Annotated in this window: 12 protein-coding genes and 1 pseudogene; 12 read left to right on the forward strand and 1 reads right to left on the reverse strand. The window is 69.4% G+C overall.

Annotated features, from left to right (window positions below; all coding sequences use genetic code 11):
- The first annotated feature begins 207 nt into the window (after positions 1-207).
- The 7 genes from LX16_RS16390 (at position 208) to LX16_RS16420 (ending at position 8,332) form a co-directional block, all read left to right on the forward strand.
- A complete protein-coding gene (locus LX16_RS16390) occupies positions 208-1,770 on the forward strand; it encodes an ATP-binding cassette domain-containing protein (RefSeq protein WP_147139799.1) in 1,563 nt (520 codons plus the stop codon).
- Entirely contained in the window at positions 1,763-3,112 is a 1,350-nt protein-coding gene (locus LX16_RS16395) for an ABC transporter permease (protein WP_211354532.1), read from the forward strand. Before LX16_RS16390 ends, LX16_RS16395 begins: the two co-directional genes overlap by 8 nt.
- 2 nt (positions 3,113-3,114) lie before the next feature.
- The gene (locus LX16_RS16400; protein WP_147139800.1) at positions 3,115-4,395 is read left to right on the forward strand and encodes an ABC transporter permease; all 1,281 of its coding nucleotides are present in this window, start codon (positions 3,115-3,117) and stop codon (positions 4,393-4,395) included.
- Positions 4,396-4,464: 69 nt separating this feature from the next.
- A complete protein-coding gene (locus LX16_RS16405; RefSeq protein ID WP_147139802.1) occupies positions 4,465-4,866 on the forward strand; it encodes a cytidine deaminase in 402 nt (133 codons plus the stop codon).
- 84 nt (positions 4,867-4,950) lie between these two features.
- A complete protein-coding gene (locus tag LX16_RS16410; RefSeq protein ID WP_147139804.1) occupies positions 4,951-6,222 on the forward strand; it encodes a thymidine phosphorylase in 1,272 nt (423 codons plus the stop codon).
- Between the two features lie 286 nt (positions 6,223-6,508).
- On the forward strand, positions 6,509-7,183 hold the full coding sequence (locus LX16_RS16415; RefSeq protein WP_147139806.1) for a DUF4272 domain-containing protein: 675 nt from the start codon (positions 6,509-6,511) through the stop codon (positions 7,181-7,183).
- Between the two features lie 66 nt (positions 7,184-7,249).
- Positions 7,250-8,332 (forward strand): adenosine deaminase, encoded by a 1,083-nt coding sequence (locus LX16_RS16420; RefSeq protein ID WP_147139808.1) that lies wholly within the window; start codon positions 7,250-7,252, stop codon positions 8,330-8,332.
- 81 nt (positions 8,333-8,413) lie between these two features.
- Here the strand turns inward: LX16_RS16420 and LX16_RS16425 are convergent, their stop codons facing one another.
- Positions 8,414-9,424 carry an MHYT domain-containing protein gene (locus LX16_RS16425; protein ID WP_147139809.1) on the reverse strand — a complete coding sequence of 337 codons (1,011 nt, stop codon included), beginning with the start codon at positions 9,422-9,424 and terminating at the stop codon, positions 8,414-8,416.
- Positions 9,425-10,220: 796 nt separating this feature from the next.
- Here LX16_RS16425 and LX16_RS16430 point away from each other — a divergent pair.
- The 5 genes and pseudogenes from LX16_RS16430 to LX16_RS27650 form a co-directional block, all read left to right on the forward strand.
- Positions 10,221-13,376 carry a sensor histidine kinase gene (locus LX16_RS16430; protein ID WP_158645632.1) on the forward strand — a complete coding sequence of 1,052 codons (3,156 nt, stop codon included), beginning with the start codon at positions 10,221-10,223 and terminating at the stop codon, positions 13,374-13,376.
- Complete coding sequence (locus LX16_RS16435) at positions 13,376-13,792, forward strand: roadblock/LC7 domain-containing protein (protein WP_147139813.1); 417 nt, start codon at positions 13,376-13,378, stop codon at positions 13,790-13,792. The genes LX16_RS16430 and LX16_RS16435 overlap by 1 nt, the downstream gene beginning before the upstream one ends.
- A gap of 137 nt (positions 13,793-13,929) precedes the next feature.
- The gene (locus tag LX16_RS16440; protein ID WP_147139814.1) at positions 13,930-14,307 is read left to right on the forward strand and encodes a DUF742 domain-containing protein; all 378 of its coding nucleotides are present in this window, start codon (positions 13,930-13,932) and stop codon (positions 14,305-14,307) included.
- Positions 14,308-14,309: 2 nt separating this feature from the next.
- Positions 14,310-14,903: a GTP-binding protein gene (locus tag LX16_RS16445; protein WP_147139816.1), complete on the forward strand. Its 594-nt coding sequence runs from the start codon at positions 14,310-14,312 to the stop codon at positions 14,901-14,903.
- A gap of 142 nt (positions 14,904-15,045) precedes the next feature.
- Positions 15,046-15,429: pseudogene (locus LX16_RS27650) on the forward strand (class I SAM-dependent methyltransferase); the annotation flags it as partial.
- Positions 15,430-15,585 lie beyond the last annotated feature (156 nt).

Consider the following 15,585-nt stretch of genomic DNA (forward strand, 5'->3'; position numbering starts at 1 on the left):
GCGGTGCCTCCACGGGACGTGTGCGGTGATCCGCCCACGTCCCGTCCGGGAGGGTGAGAGCCTACGGTGGCGTGACGGCGTGACCACCCGCTTCGGCGGTATCCACGCCCGGGACCTAGGCTCGCGGACAACGCATGAGCGGGTGGCCCCCGACCAGGGGGCCACCCGCCGCGCGATAGGCAACGACCGGCGCAAAGGAGCGCGACGCTGAGACTGCAACTGCGTGGTCTGACCAAGAGGTTCGGCAGCCTCGTGGCCAACGACCACATCGACCTCACCGTGGAACCCGGCGAGATCCACGCGCTGCTGGGGGAGAACGGCGCCGGTAAGTCCACTCTCATGAACATGCTCTACGGGCTCATCACGCCCGACGAGGGCGAGATCGTCATCGGGCGCCCCGACGCCGCCGACCCCGACGGGGAGCTCGTCGACACGGTCCACCGGTTCCAGTCCCCGGGCGACGCCCTCGACGCGGGGCTCGGAATGGTCCACCAGCACTTCATGCTCGTGCCGGTGTTCACCGTCGCCGAGAACGTCATCCTCGGCCGGGAGACCTCCAAGGGCCGCACCGGCCTGCTCGACCGCGACAGCGCGCGCGCCGCCGTCCGCGAGGTGTCGGAGCGGTACGGCCTGTGGGTCGACCCCGACGCCCTGGTCGAGGAACTGCCGGTCGGTGTGCAGCAGCGCGTCGAGATCATCAAGGCGCTGATCAGCGACTGCGAGCTGCTGATCCTCGACGAGCCGACCGCGGTGCTCACCCCGCAGGAGATCAACGAACTGCTCGACATCATGCGCCAACTGCGTGACGACGGCAAGTCGATCGTGTTCATCAGCCACAAGCTCAAAGAGGTCAAGGCGATCGCCGACCGGATCACCGTGATCCGCCGCGGCAAGGTCGTCGGCGAGACCTCACCCACCGCCTCGGAGTCCGAGCTCGCCGCCATGATGGTCGGCCGCGACGTGCGGCTCACCGTGGAGAAGGAACCGGCGAGCCCCGACACACCGGTCCTGGAGATCAGCGACCTCACCGTCGCCGACGACCGCGGCACCCACGCCGTGGACGGGTTGTCGCTCACCGTCCGCTCCGGCGAGATCGTCGGTGTGGCGGGCGTGCAGGGCAACGGCCAGACCGAACTGGCCGAGGCGATCATGGCGCTCGCCCCCACCATCGGCGGCACCATCCGCATCGCCGGTGACGACATGGCCCACGCCAAGACCCACGAGATCATCGAGGCGGGCGTCGGCTACATCCCCGAGGACCGCAGCCTCGACGGCCTGGTACGCGACTTCACCATCGCAGAGAACCTGATCCTCAACCGCTACAACCGGCCGCCCTACGCCAGGCGCGGCGTGTTGAACGCCGCCGAGATCCAGCGCCGCGCCGCCGACAACATCGAGACCTTCGACGTGCGCACGCAGTCCGCCGACCACACCGCCGCCAGCCTGTCCGGCGGCAACCAGCAGAAGGTCATCGTCGCGCGGGAGTTCTCCCGCCCGTTGAAGCTGCTGATCGCCGCGCAGCCCACCCGGGGCGTGGACGTGGGCGCCATGGAGTTCATCCACTCCCGCATCGTCGCCGAACGCGACTCCGGTGCGGGCGTGCTGGTCATCTCGTCCGAACTCGACGAGGTGCTCGCCCTGGCCGACCGGGTCGCCGTGATGTACGACGGCAAGATCATCGCGGAGGTGTCACCCGACACGCCGCGCGACGAGATCGGTCTGCTGATGGCCGGGTCCACCGGCGACGACGAGGAGGCGGCTGGTGACTGAGCCGAAACCGGCCGAGAAGCCGGAGCCCGACGACACCGCACCGGTGACCCCGGCGCCCGAGACGGCGCCCGAACGGCCCGCCGAGGAACCCGCCGACCAGGAGCGCCGCCCCGGTTTCGGGAGCCTGTTCCTGCGGTACGTCACCACCGCCAACACGGTCATGGTGACGCTGTACTCGTTCCTGCTGGCCATGGTCATCGGCGCGGTGCTCATCATCGTGTCCGACCCCGCCGTACGCGGCACGTTCACGTACTTCTTCTCCCGGCCCACCGACGCGCTCAGCGCCTCCTGGACCGCGGTGTCGGACGCCTACGCCGGACTGTTCGCCGGCGCGATCGTCAACTTCACGACCCTGGCGGAGTTCCAGGCCGGTGAGGCCACCATCGGGCGGCTCCTGTCGCCGATCTCGGAGACGCTGACCTACGCCGCGCCGCTGATCCTGGCGGGTCTGGCTGTGGGACTGGCGTTCCAGGCCGGCCTGTTCAACATCGGCGCCCAGGGCCAGGTCATCATGGGCACCGTCGGCGCGGCCCTCATCGGGTTCGGCCTCCACCTGCCCGCCTACCTGCACCTGCCGCTCGCCCTGCTGGGCGGCGCGATCGCCGGTGGCCTGTTCGGGGCGATCCCCGGTGTCCTCAAGGCGTGGAGCGGCGCGCACGAGGTCATCACGTCCATCATGCTCAACTACGTCGCGTTGAGCGCCCTCGGCTGGATCATCACCAACGAGTTCGTGAAGGACCCCGACCCGAACAAGCAGTACGCGATCTCCAAGCCCGCCGACGAGTCGTCGTTGCTGCCGCGACTGGCCGGAATGCTCGGCATCGACGCGCCCGGGCTGCGCGCCAACCTCGGCATCATCGTCGCCATCGCGGCGGCCGCCCTGGTCGCGTGGCTGCTGGCCAAGTCGACGCTCGGTTTCCGGATGCGCGCGGTCGGCCTGAACGCGCACGCGTCCCGCACCGCGGGCATGTCGGTGCCCAACACGTACATCACCTCGATGGGCGGCGCGGGCGCGCTGGCGGGACTCGCGGGCGCCACCCTGGTGCTCGGTATCAGCCCCCACGCGTTGACGCACGGCGTCGCCGGCGAGGTCGGTTTCGACGGGATCACCGTGGCGCTCCTCGGGCGCGCCAAACCGTGGGGCGTCGTCGCGGCCGGTCTGCTGTTCGGGGCGTTGCGCGCCGGCGCCAACACCATGCAGTCGACGTTGCCGCTCGACATGGTGACCCTGCTGCAGGCGCTGATCGTCATCTTCATCGCCGCCCCGGCCCTGGTCAAGGCGATGCTGCATCTGAAGGTTCCGGCCGGCGGGCTGGCCACCACCACTGCGAAGGGCTGGTAGCCATGACGACGATCGACGTGGCGGAATCCGCCGAGTCCACCGCACTGCACGGATTCTGGACCCGTTCCCGCAAGGTCGGCACCGTGCTGGCCGTGCTGGGCATCGCGGTGTTCCTCATCGGCCTGACCATGACCGCCGGCGCCGAGGCGTCGGTCCGGTTCAACCTGACGCTTCCCGAGGCGGCCGCGGCCTTCCCCGCCAAGCCCGTCGTACTCACCCTGGGCGCCGTGGCCGTGCTGCTGGGCGCGTTGCTGCTCACCGGCCGAGTCCACCTCCCCTTCGGGTTGACGGTCGGAGTCGCGGTGGCGGCCGTGGTGCTGGCACTGCTCATCTGGGCGATCGCCCGCCCCGGCAACACACTCCAGATCGACACGGTCCTCAAGGGGACCATGCTGCTGGCGCTGCCGTTGATCTTCGGGTCGTTGTCGGGTGTGCTGTGCGAACGCTCCGGAATCATCAACGTCGGCATCGAGGGCCAGTTCCTCGCCGGTGCCTTCACCGGCGCGTTGGCCGGGACCGTCACCGGCAGCCCGTGGGTGGGCATCCTGGCGGCGACGGTCGCCGGCGCGCTCGTGACGTTCGTCCTGGCGGCGCTCGCGATCAGGTACGTCGTCGACCAGGTGGTCCTGGGCGTCGTCCTCAACCTGCTGGTGCTGGGCCTGACCGGCTTCCTGTTCGACAGGATCATGAAGGACAACGAGTCCGCGACGAACCTGGCGATGCGGGTACCGGAGTGGCAGATCCCGATCCTCAGCGACATCCCGGCGATCGGCCCGGCGCTGTTCGGGCAGAACGTGTTCGTCTACCTGGCGCTGGTCCTGGTCGCCCTGGTATACGTGATGCTGTTCCACACCCGGTGGGGCCTGCGCACCCGCGCCGTGGGTGAGCACCCCGTCGCCGCCGACACAGTCGGGATCAAGGTCAACTCGCTGCGGTTCCGCAACGTGCTGATCGCCGGACTCGTGTCGGGCCTCGGCGGCGCGTTCCTCACCATCGGCGAGGCGCTGCCGTTCAGCGAGAACATGACCGACGGCAAGGGCTTCATCGCGCTGGCCGTGCTCATCGTGGGCCGCTGGAACCCGATCGGCGGCCTGCTCGGGGCGTTGCTGTTCGGCTTCGCGATGCAGATCGAACAGTTCCTCAGTTCGGTGCCCGGCGGGTCGCCGGTGCCCTCCGAGTTCCTGGCGATGCTGCCCTACCTGGTGACGATCGTGGCCGTCGCCGGACTGATCGGCCGGGTCCGGGCGCCCGCGGCCGACGGAAAGCCCTACACCAAGGCGTGACCGACGCCGTGCCACCGGTGACCCACCGGTGGCACGGCCGTGTCCGGGGTTCACACGGGAGGAACAGACATGACGGGGAGACTGGACGAGACGCAGTGGCGTGCCCTGCGGGAGGCCGCGGTCGAGGTGATGCGCCAGGCTTACGTGCCGTACTCGCGGTACCCGGTCGGGGCGGCGGCACTGACCGACTCCGGCCGGATCGTCTCGGGGTGCAACGTCGAGAACGCCTCGTACGGGTTGACGCTGTGCGCGGAGTGCGGCCTGGTGTCGCGCCTGGCCGCGACCGGTGGCGGCAGGCTCGTCGCGATGGCCTGCGTGGACGGTGACGGGCGGCCGTTGACACCGTGCGGCCGCTGCCGCCAACTGCTGTTCGAACACGGCGGCCCCGACTGCCTCATCGACGCCGAACCCGAACCGGTGCCGCTGTCATACCTGCTGCCCGACGCCTTCGGCCCCGACCACCTGACCTGACCCCGGGGTCCACGACGTGACCGCCGTTCTCGACGGGGAGGAACGACGCCGGACATCGGCGCGACAACGAGAGGAACCAGCCACGTGATCAACGCAGTAGACGTCATCCGCGCCAAGCGGGACGGCCGTGCCCTGACCACCGCGCAGATCGAGTGGGTGATCGCCGCCTACACCGACGGCACCGTCGCCGACGAACAGATGTCGGCGCTGGCCATGGCCATCCTCCTCAACGGTGCGGACGACCGCGAGATCGCCGACTGGACGAAGGCCATGATCGACTCCGGCGACCGGCTCGACCTGTCGCGCGTCGGCCGGCCCACCGTGGACAAACACTCCACCGGCGGCGTCGGGGACAAGATCACCCTCCCGCTCGCGCCGCTGGTGGCGTCGTTCGGGGTGGCGGTGCCGCAACTGTCCGGGCGGGGCCTGGGCCACACCGGCGGCACCCTCGACAAGTTGGAGACCATCCCCGGATTCCGCACCGCCCTGTCCAACGAGGAGTTCATCGACCGGCTCGCCGACCCCGGCGCCGTGGTGTGCGCCGCCGGTGACCGCCTCGCCCCCGCCGACCGCAGGCTGTACGCGCTGCGCGACGTCACCGGCACCGTCGAGTCGATCCCGCTCATCGCGTCGTCCATCATGAGCAAGAAGATCGCCGAGGGCACCGACGCGCTGGTACTGGACGTGAAGGTCGGTTCCGGTGCCTTCATGAAGGAGGTCGACGCCGCGCGGCGGCTCGCCGCCACGATGGTCAGGCTCGGCGAGGCCCACGGGGTCCGCTGCACGGCGTTGCTGACCGACATGTCCACACCGCTGGGCCGCACCGCCGGGAACGCGCTGGAGGTGACCGAGTCCGTGGAGGTGCTGGCGGGCGGCGGACCCGCCGACGTGGTCGCGTTGACCCTCGCACTCGCCCGCGAGATGCTGGACCTCGCCGGCATGCCCGACGCCGACCCGGCGGCGGCACTGGCCGACGGCCGGGCGATGGACGCCTGGCGCGCGATGGTGACGGCGCAGGGCGGCGACCCCGACGCGACCCTGCCGACCGCGCCCGAGACCGACGACGTGCTCGCCGAGACCGACGGCGTCGTGACCGCCATGGACGCCTACGACGTCGGCGTAGCCGCGTGGCGGTTGGGCGCGGGCCGGGCCCGGCAGGGCGACCCGGTCTCGGCCGGTGCGGGCGTGGAGATCCTGGCCGCGGTGGGAGAGCCGGTCAAGGCCGGTCAGCCCGTACTGCGGCTGCACGCCGACGACCCCGGACGGTTCGAGGCCGCCAGGCAGGTGTTGGCCGGTGCGATCGAGATCGGCTCCGTGGCACCGGAACGACGTCTCGTCATCGACCGGATCGGCTGAAGTCCCGGTCCATAATCCGGCCATTACCACCCGGTCGGCGGCTGGTTTTTCGCTGTGACGGCAATTACCTTGAACGCGGGGTGAGGGGTAGAGTGCATTTTAAGAGCCCTTAAGTCAGTGCTGTCGGCCTGAGAGGAACGACGGCGGTCGGCGGCGTCCCTCGTCGTCCCAGACGGGCAAGCCCGGCCCGGGACGTCACGCCGTTCGCGACCCGCCGACGCCTCCTCCACAGTCGACGACGGTGACAGCGGTGCTCAAGCCACGCAACCGATAGGCGAGGCCGCCAGTGACGCCACTACTGTTCGACCCCCGGCAGATCCGCGCACGCACCTGCGACGACCTCGCACAACTGGGACTGCCGGTCCGCCCCGACTACCTTCCGTCGATCTTCGGCTCGGACGACTCGGTGACGATGCGGTCCCAGCGCGACATCGAGGCGCGCGCCGTCATCCTGAACATCGTGCAGGCCCGGGTGTTCGACATGCCGCCGCAGATGGCGATGCGGTGGCTGCTCGACGCGCGGGTCCTGGAGGAGCTGACCCGCGACGAGTGGCAGTTCATCGCCACCGGCAACGGCGACTCCCGGCGCTACTCCGAGCAACTGGAGTCGCTGTACACGCTGGCGTGGATTCTCGGCCTGGTGTCGCATCTGGACCCGTCCCAGTACTGCACCGACGGCCTGCCGTCCCTCATGCCCGATCTGCGCACCGGTGAACCGATGTCGGCGTGGCGCGGCCGCGCCCGGCCCGACGTGCGCGACGCCCGCGAGGTCGCCGAGATGCTCGACCTCTACTCCTGTCTGGACTGGCTGTTCACCGACGCGCAGCGCCGCGGCGGCCACGTCAACTCACCGGTGGACCCGTCGCTGGTGTGGCATCGCAGGTGGGCGCTCGAATGGGGCCTCGTCCTCACCGGCCGGGGCAGGCCCGGCCCCACCCCGTGGGACCGCGTGCAGCTCTAGAACGACCGCCGTCCGGCCCCGGATCACCACAAGCGATGCCGATATCACCGGGCGTATCCTTTCCGGATGACCTTGTCCATAGAAGAGATCCGGCAGGCTCCCAAGGCCCTGCTGCACGACCACCTCGACGGTGGACTACGACCGGCGACCGTGGTGGAGCTGGCCGACGCGATCGGCCACCCGCTGCCGACCACGGACGTCTCCGGCCTGGGCGACTGGTTCCACGCCGCCGCCGACTCCGGTTCCCTGGAGCGATACCTGGAGACCTTCTCCCACACGGTCGCGGTCATGCAGACCGAGGAGAACCTCCGCCGGGTCGCCCGGGAGTGCGCCGAGGACCTGGCCGACGACGGTGTCGTGTACGCCGAGGTCCGGTTCGCGCCGGAACTGCACACCGAGGGCGGACTGGGGCTCGACGCCGTGGTCGAGGCGGTGCTGGCCGGGTTCGCCGAAGGCGCCCGCACGGCCGCCGAGAACGGCCGCCCCATCCGGATCGGGGCGCTGCTGACCGCGATGCGGCACGCCGCCCGTTCCATGGAGATCGCCGAACTGGCGGTGCGATACCGCGACACCGGCGTCGTCGGATTCGACATCGCCGGCGCCGAGGCCGGCTTCCCACCCACCCGCCACCTCGACGCCTTCGAGTACCTGCAGCGGGAGAACGCCCGGTTCACCATCCACGCCGGTGAGGCGTTCGGCCTGCCGTCGATCTGGCAGGCCATCCAGTGGTGCGGCGCGCACCGGCTCGGTCACGGGGTGCGGATCGTCGACGACGTCACCACCGGCGCCGACGGCGAACCGGTGCTGGGACGGCTCGCCGCCTACGTCCGGGACACCCGGCTGCCGTTGGAGCTGTGCCCCTCGTCGAACCTGCAGACAGGTGCCGCGGCGTCGATATCGGAGCACCCGATCGGGCTGCTCGCGAAGCTGAGGTTCCGGGTCACCGTCAACACCGACAACCGGTTGATGAGTGCTACGAGCGTGTCCCGCGAGATGGCGTTGCTGTCGGAGGCGTTCGGGTTCGGGTGGCCGGAACTGCGTTGGCTGACGGTCAACGCGATGAAGAGCGCGTTCATCGACTTCGACGAACGCCTCGCGCTCATCGACGACGTCGTCAAACCCGCCTACGCCAAACTCATCGCCGGCTGACACCGGACGTGGAGCGGGCCGGACCCCGGGGGAGGAGGTCCGGCCCGCGGTGGCCGTGCCCGGTGCGTCGGGCACGGCGGGTCACCAGGGTGTCTCGTCGGCGTCCTGCCGTTCCCAGTCGCCGGCTTCCCGAGGCCGTGGCGGCGTGAACGGCCTCGGCCGTTCCCGCAGCCGCATCGCGGCGCTCAGGGTGGGCCGGCGGCCGGGATTGCCGGGCGCGTCCGGTTCGGGTTGCGCCACGTCGGCCGCCGACCAGAAGGCCGGTTCGGCGGGCGCGGCGGCCACGGGTTCGGCGTGACGTGGTGTCCGGTGCGTACCGGTCTCGGACCGGCTCGCCCGGCGCGTCACGGCCGCGACCGCGTCCTCGGCGTCGTCCTTCCCGCCGAGGACACCCACGATCAACGTCACCAGGACGACGGTGGCCAGCAGCAGGATGGGGACCATCAGGATCAGCGGATCGACGCCCGGGACCCGGTCGAGGCCCCGGTTGACGATCTCGACCGAGACGGCACCCATGCCCGTGTAGTGCATGCCGCAGACCGCGGCGGCCATGATGAGCGACGCCGCCGCCAGCGAGCCGCGGCCCGCGACCCAGGTCGTGAAGAACAGGGCGACGGTCGCGGCGACCAGTGCGATGGCCACCGAGGCGGCCACCCACAGCGGGTCGTAGTGGATCGTGCCGGAGATGTTCACCGCGGCCATGCCCGTGTAGTGCATCGCCACGACCCCCATCCCGGTGAGCGGGCCGCCGACCAGCACCTTGCCGACCGTGGGCCTGCCGAGGCCGACCACGAAGAGGCCGAAGGCCACCGAGATGATCGATATGACCAGGCTCAGCGCGGTGATCGACAGGTCGTACCGGACGTCGCCGCCGGTGACGCTGAAGCCGATCATGGCGATGAAGTGCATCATCCAGATGCCCGTGCCGCCGATGGCCAGCGAACCGAGGAACAGCCAGCGCACCCGGGCCCGGCCGGCCGGTTGCCGGCGGGCCAGCATCATGCACGTCAGGCCGAGGTAGGAGCCCGCGAGGGCGAATCCGAAGCCCATGAGCGGGTTGACCCACCCGTAGGCGAAGTGTGCGTGTGTCACGTGTCCGGGCCCCCAAAGGAGTGTCGGTCGTTGTGATGTCGCCGGGTCACGGCCGCGGCGTGTGACGCCGCGCGCCGGGACTTCGGCGACCTGTGTCGTTTACCTTCGTTACTTTGCCGTGATGCGGCTGGACAGTGTCGCACAGCGAGTACGTCTCCGTCCGTGCTGAATGAGCCGGAATATCGTCGCATACGCCGAATGTCCGTATTAAATTCCCCGAAAATGTCCTTAATCGGCGGCAATCGTCACAGCATCGGACACATTGGCCGAAAGCGGGGTGATATGCCAGGTGACCATGTCGGTAAAGCGTTATGGACACGCCTGGCCGTCACTCTTTCGAATGATTTCGTGACGGTGTGTGGCCGTAAAACGGACGGTGCGGCCGGGGCGGAGAAAGGCCGCATCCGGTGCCGCATACACTTTCGGAGGCGGCGTCGTTCGATCTTCACCGGATCCGCGCCGTATGATGTGACCGATAAGCGCGACACCCCCGCGACCAGCACCCCTCTGGAGCACCACCACGGCGATCACCGGTCGGTTCACCGCTCGTGACGGCCCTGTCGGGCCGTCGGCCGGAACGCCGGTCAAGGTGTGCGGTCGAGTCGACACACAATAGTCAGCAGTTCGATATGTCCGAATTGCCGCCCGTAGGAAGCCCTCGATTTGCCCTGCACTTCCATTTCCACGCCGCGCATGGTGAAATCGCGAGGGCTCTTGCGAGATGCGGCTGCCCGAGATATGCATGGCGTCGGAACCTCAGACGACCAGAAATGAAACCCCAGGAGGGTTCGAAACGGTGAGCAAGCGCAGCACGACGGAGGCGACCGTCGCCCCGCCGCGGCGCAAGTTCGGCCTGCCCAGGCTGGCCGATATGCGCATTCGCTCCAAACTGGGGCTCATTCTGCTCCTTCCGATCACGGTGTTGGCCGGTATGGCGGGCATCCGGCTGTACGAGTCCAGCAACCAGGCGTTGACCTCCGGTGACGCCGCCGCGCTCGTGGAGTTCAACGCGCTCGCCAACGAGTTGCTGTACGGACTGCAGTCCGAGCGCGCCGAGGCGGCCATCCAGATCAACAAGGACAACGTCGACCTGGAGGCGGAGGCCGAGGCGATCGCCCGCTTCGAGGGCGCCGTCGGCACCTCCGACGGCCTGATCGAGGACTACCGCGCCGGTCGTGCGGACCTGCCCGAGGAGAGCCCCGAGTTCCGCCAGACGCTGGACGACATCGAACAGACCCTCGCCGGGCTGTCCGCGGTCCGGACGAAGGTGATGGACGGAGAGGCCAAGAACGGCGACCTCAGCGAGTACGGCGCCCTCATCGCGTGGCTGCAGTACATCAACGACTACACCGTGGACGTCAGCACCGACCTGGACCTGACCCGCGACCTGCGCGTCAGTGGTCTGGTCACCGAGGCCAACGAGAACTCCGAGCGCGCCCGCCTGATCGCGTACCGGATGCCCGCGGGCGAGCCGGTCGGCCCGCGCAACTACACCGAACTGCTCCAGTTGCTGATGGCACGCGAGCAGGCGCTGAAGGACCTGGCCGAGACCAGCACCCCCGAGCAGAACCAGGCGTTGAACAACGCCGAGACCGGCCTGGGGTCCAGCACGAGCCGCAACGCCAACACCTTCGAGACCTTCATCCTCAACGGCACCCCCGAGACCGTGCCGCAGTTCAGCCACGCCGACCTGACCGCCGCCTACGACGACCGCCGCGCCGCGAGCCACGCGTTCGTCGCCGCCATCGAGGACGAGGCCGTCATGCTCGCTGCGTCGGTCCGTGACGCGGTCGTGCAGCGGGTGCTCATCGAGATGGCCCTGGTGCTGATCACCCTGGTGCTGGCGGTGCTGCTGGCGCTGGTCATCGCCCGGTCCATGGCGCTGAGCCTCCGGCAGTTGCGTGAGGGCGCCCTGGAGGTGGCCCACGTGAGCCTGCCCCAGGCGGTCCAGGCGATGCGGGACTCGGACGGCCTCGGCCAGCGCACGCCCGAGGAGATCATCGCCGAACTCGACGACCCGCTGCAGATGGACAACCGCGACGAGGTCGGCACCGTGGCCGGTGCCTTCAACCTGGTCCACCGGGAGGCCGTCCGCACCGCCGCCGAACAGGCGACCCTACAGGCGTCGGTGTCGCAGATGTACGTCAACCTCGCCCGCCGGAGCCAGAACCTGGTCGACCGCCTGATCGGTCACCTCGACCGGTTGGAGCGCGGCGAGGAGGACCCGGACCGGCTGGCCGAACTGTTCCAGCTCGACCACCTCGCGACCCGGATGCGCCGCAACGACGAGAACCTGCTGGTGCTCGCCGGCGCCGACTCCACCCGCGTGGAGCGCAACTCCGCCCAGATCGGTGACGTGCTCCGCGCCGCCCAGTCAGAGGTGGAGCAGTACACGCGGATCGAGTTCGGCACGGTACTGGCCGATTCCGAGGTCGAGGCCGCCGCGGTCAACGACATCGTGCACCTCATCGCCGAGTTGCTGGACAACGCCACCGCGTTCTCCCCGCCGGACACGGCCGTCATCGCCGAGGCGCGCCAGGTCGGGGCCGAGATCCTGGTCCGGATCACCGACCGGGGCATCGGCATGTCGCCGAGCCAGCTCGACGACCTCAACGCCCAGTTGGCCGACATGCCGTCCGTGGGCATCTCCGCGTCACGGATGATGGGTCTGGTCGTGGTCGGGCGGCTGTCGCACCGCCACAACCTGAAGGTCACCCTGCAGGAGGCACCCGGACGCGGCACTGTCGCCGAGGTCGTGTTGACACCGCAGGTGCTCACCGGCGGCGTCGGCGGCCGCATGTTGAACGCCGCGCCCGCACCGGCCGCCGAACTGCCGCCGTACGGCGGGTTCGCGGCGGCCGGCCCGGCCGACTCCTCCCGCAGCCTGTTCGAACCGCTCGACCTGCCTGACACCCCGCAGGTCAAGCCGTTCAGCCCGGACTCCTACCCGACTCAGCCGCCCAACGGCGCCGGAGAACTGCCGCGCCGTGACCGTGACCCGGCCCCGTCCATGGCGGGCTCCTCCGGTGTCTCGTTCGTTCCGGGTGACACGTCGGACGCCGGCGGCCTGCCGCGCCGCAAGATCATGGAGGTCACCGGCGAGATCGTCGCCGAGGGTGCCGCCGATTCCGGAGCCGTGGCCCTGCCGATGATCCGGTTGGACGCGGCGCCGCTGCCGGGGCCGGCCCCGGAGATCCCGTCACCGCGCGGTGGCGACGGGCCGCCGTCCTGGCCGACCGGCGCCAACGGCGCCCGCACCGCCGATCCGGTGGCGCAGGCGGCGGCCAGGTTCCCGGCCATGGACGAGACGATGGAGTTGCCGATCTTCCGCGAGGTCGAGTCGGCGTGGTTCAAGACGAGTACACCACCGCCGCGTCCGGCATCGGCGGACACCGAGTCCGTCGGTTACGGTGGACTCGGCGACAGCATTGGAACGGGGACGCCGGAGTCGTTCCCGGGCAACGAATCGGGGCTCGTCGAGGATTCATCGGCCACCTCCGGTCCGGAACCCGCCGCCGGCGGGTCGGACTCGGGTGGTTGGCGTCCTCCGCCGGACCCGGGGGCGGGGCTGCCTCGGAGGCAGATCGGCACTCCACCGGAGATGCCGGACGTCCCCGAGTTCGACCCGGTCGTCAACCGGCCGGAACCGTCCTATGACGAGAACCGGTGGCGGACGGCCGCCGACCAGGGTTGGCGGATCGCCGCCGAGCTGACCGAGCTCGCACCGGAGGAGTCGACCAGCGCGGGGCTTCCCAAGCGGCGGCCGATGGAGCGCCTGGTGCCGGGTTCGGTGGACAACGGCCCAGAGCCGATGGCCAAGCCGACGCGGCGCGATCCCGAGAACGTACGCGGACTGTTGGCCGCATACCACCGGGGTGTACAGCGTGGACGAGGCAACGACACTTCGATGACGAGCAACCTGAGGAACAGGTCTGACAAGGAGCGCAACTGATGACGACGCAGACGGGCGTGCAGGATCTCGGCTGGCTGCTGGCCGGATTTGCCGAACGTGTGCCAGGAGTGGCGCACGCGGTGGCGGTGTCGGCCGACGGTCTGTTGATGGCCGCGTCCCGCAACCTGCCCCGGGACCGGGCCGATCAACTGGCGGCGGTGGCCTCGGGCATGGTGAGCCTGACTCAGGGCGCGTCCCGCTGCTTCGAGGGCGGCGCGGTGCTCCAGACGGTGGTGGAGATGGACAACGGATTCCTGTTCCTGATGTCCATCAGCGACGGTTCATCGTTCGCGGTGCTGGCGTCGCGCACCTGTGACGTCGGCCAGGTGGGTTACGAGATGGCCCTGTTGGTCGACCGGGTGGGTGCGGCGTTGACGCCAGAGGTCCGCGGCGCCTCCGGCGGAGGGGGTGCGTGAATCGCCCCGGCGCGGTAGAGTCCTTGACGGCTCGCGCGTGGCCGAACGACAACGGAATAACTAGGAATTCAGACATATGTGGCAATTAATGCCAGTTACCTCGTCGTCCTGGACGGATGACAGCGTTGGGAGTAGCGATGGTTCTCGATCGTGATGATTCGATCGGCGTGGGCGCCCTGGTACGTCCATATGCGGTTACACGCGGTCGTACCCGGCCCCGGCTGGATATCGCCATGGAAGCGTTGGTAGAAACGACCGCGAGAGGTCGTTCCGGTGGATTCCTTGCCGGACAAGAACAACAAACGATCGCCGGGATGTGTGGTGTGGGTTTGCAGTCGATGGCGGAGATAGCCGCCCGAATGCAGATGCCGCTTGGAGTCGCGCGGGTGCTGGTGGCCGACATGGCCGCCGACGGCCTGCTGGCTGTGCACGAACCGGCGGGTATTTCCGACGGTGACGATGTGGTCGGCACCGAACTGCTCGAAAGAGTGCTCAGTGGACTTCGGAGGCTTTGAACGTGGCTGACCGCCCTACAAACGGACGGGTAACCTCGGCGAAGATCGTCATCGCCGGTGGGTTTGGCGTAGGTAAGACCACATTGGTGGGTTCGGTTTCGGAGATCACTCCGTTGACGACCGAGGCCATCATGGCCTCCGCGTCGGAGGGGGTGGACAACAACGACCTCGTCACGCAGAAGACCACCACCACCGTCGCCATGGACTTCGGCCGCATCACCATCGACAACGACCTGATCCTGTACCTGTTCGGTACGCCCGGACAGACCCGTTTCTGGTTCATGTGGGACGAACTGGTCCGCGGCGCGATCGGCGCCGTCGTCATCGTGGACACCCGGCGGCTGGCCGACTCCTTCGCCGCGATCGACTTCTTCGAGCACCGTCGCCTGCCCTACCTGGTCGCCGTCAACCAGTTCGACGGTAAGCAGTTCCACGACATCGAAGACGTCCGCGAAGCCCTCGCCGTCGCCCCCCAGACCCCGATCGTGCCCTGCGACGCCCGCCAGCGGGAGTCCACGAAGGCCGTGTTGATCAACCTGGTCGAGTACGTGCTGTCCATGCACCGCTCCCGGACCGCCGGAGCCGGCGTCCAGTAGCCCCGCCGCGGAGGACCGCAGTACCGACGACAGACGTGACCCGACCACCGACCCCACGGTGGTCCGGGTGCCGAGGACCAGCGCCACACCAGGGCCGCTGGTCCTCGGCGTATCACCGCCGGCCGGATCCCGGGAGGGCCGTATGACCGCCGAATCGCCCGTCGCCCCCGACGGCTCACCCGTCGAGGTCTATCTCCACCTGTCCGCCGAACCGGAGTTCACGCCGCTGTTGAGCCGGTTGACGCCACCGGGAAGCGTGCTCGACCTCGGCTGTGGAGTCGGACGGCTCGCCAACCCGTTGGCCGCCAGGGGTTTCGACGTGACCGGCGTGGACGATTCCTCGGACATGCTCGCCCGTCTGGACGCGCGGGTGAACCCGGTCCTCGCGGAACTGGGATCGCTGCGCCTGTCGGCGACCTTCGACCACGTCGTGTTGGCGAGCCACTTCGTCAACGAGGCCGACGCGGTGCAGCGCAACACGTTCCTCACGGCCGCGAGCCGGCATCTCGCCGCCGACGGCCGCGTGTACATAGGACATTATGACGTGGGGCGGATGCGTGGGATCGAGGCCGCCGACGGTGTCAGCGGTGAGGTGAACACCTCATTCCTGGTGCTGGACCGCGACGGCGACCGGTTCCGGGGACGTGTCGAGTACCGGCTCGGCGGCCGGACGTGGCGCCAG

This window comes from Stackebrandtia albiflava (genome assembly GCF_007994225.1).
GTDB lineage: Bacteria > Actinomycetota > Actinomycetes > Mycobacteriales > Micromonosporaceae > Stackebrandtia > Stackebrandtia albiflava.

Coding starts and splice junctions, on each gene's coding strand:
- LX16_RS16400 (WP_147139800.1), top strand. CDS start 3,115: ATGACGACGATCGACGTGGCGGAATCCGCCGAGTCCACCGCACTGCAC.
- LX16_RS16405 (WP_147139802.1), top strand. CDS start 4,465: ATGACGGGGAGACTGGACGAGACGCAGTGGCGTGCCCTGCGGGAGGCC.
- LX16_RS16420 (WP_147139808.1), top strand. CDS start 7,250: ATGACCTTGTCCATAGAAGAGATCCGGCAGGCTCCCAAGGCCCTGCTG.
- LX16_RS16435 (WP_147139813.1), top strand. CDS start 13,376: ATGACGACGCAGACGGGCGTGCAGGATCTCGGCTGGCTGCTGGCCGGA.
- LX16_RS16440 (WP_147139814.1), top strand. CDS start 13,930: ATGGTTCTCGATCGTGATGATTCGATCGGCGTGGGCGCCCTGGTACGT.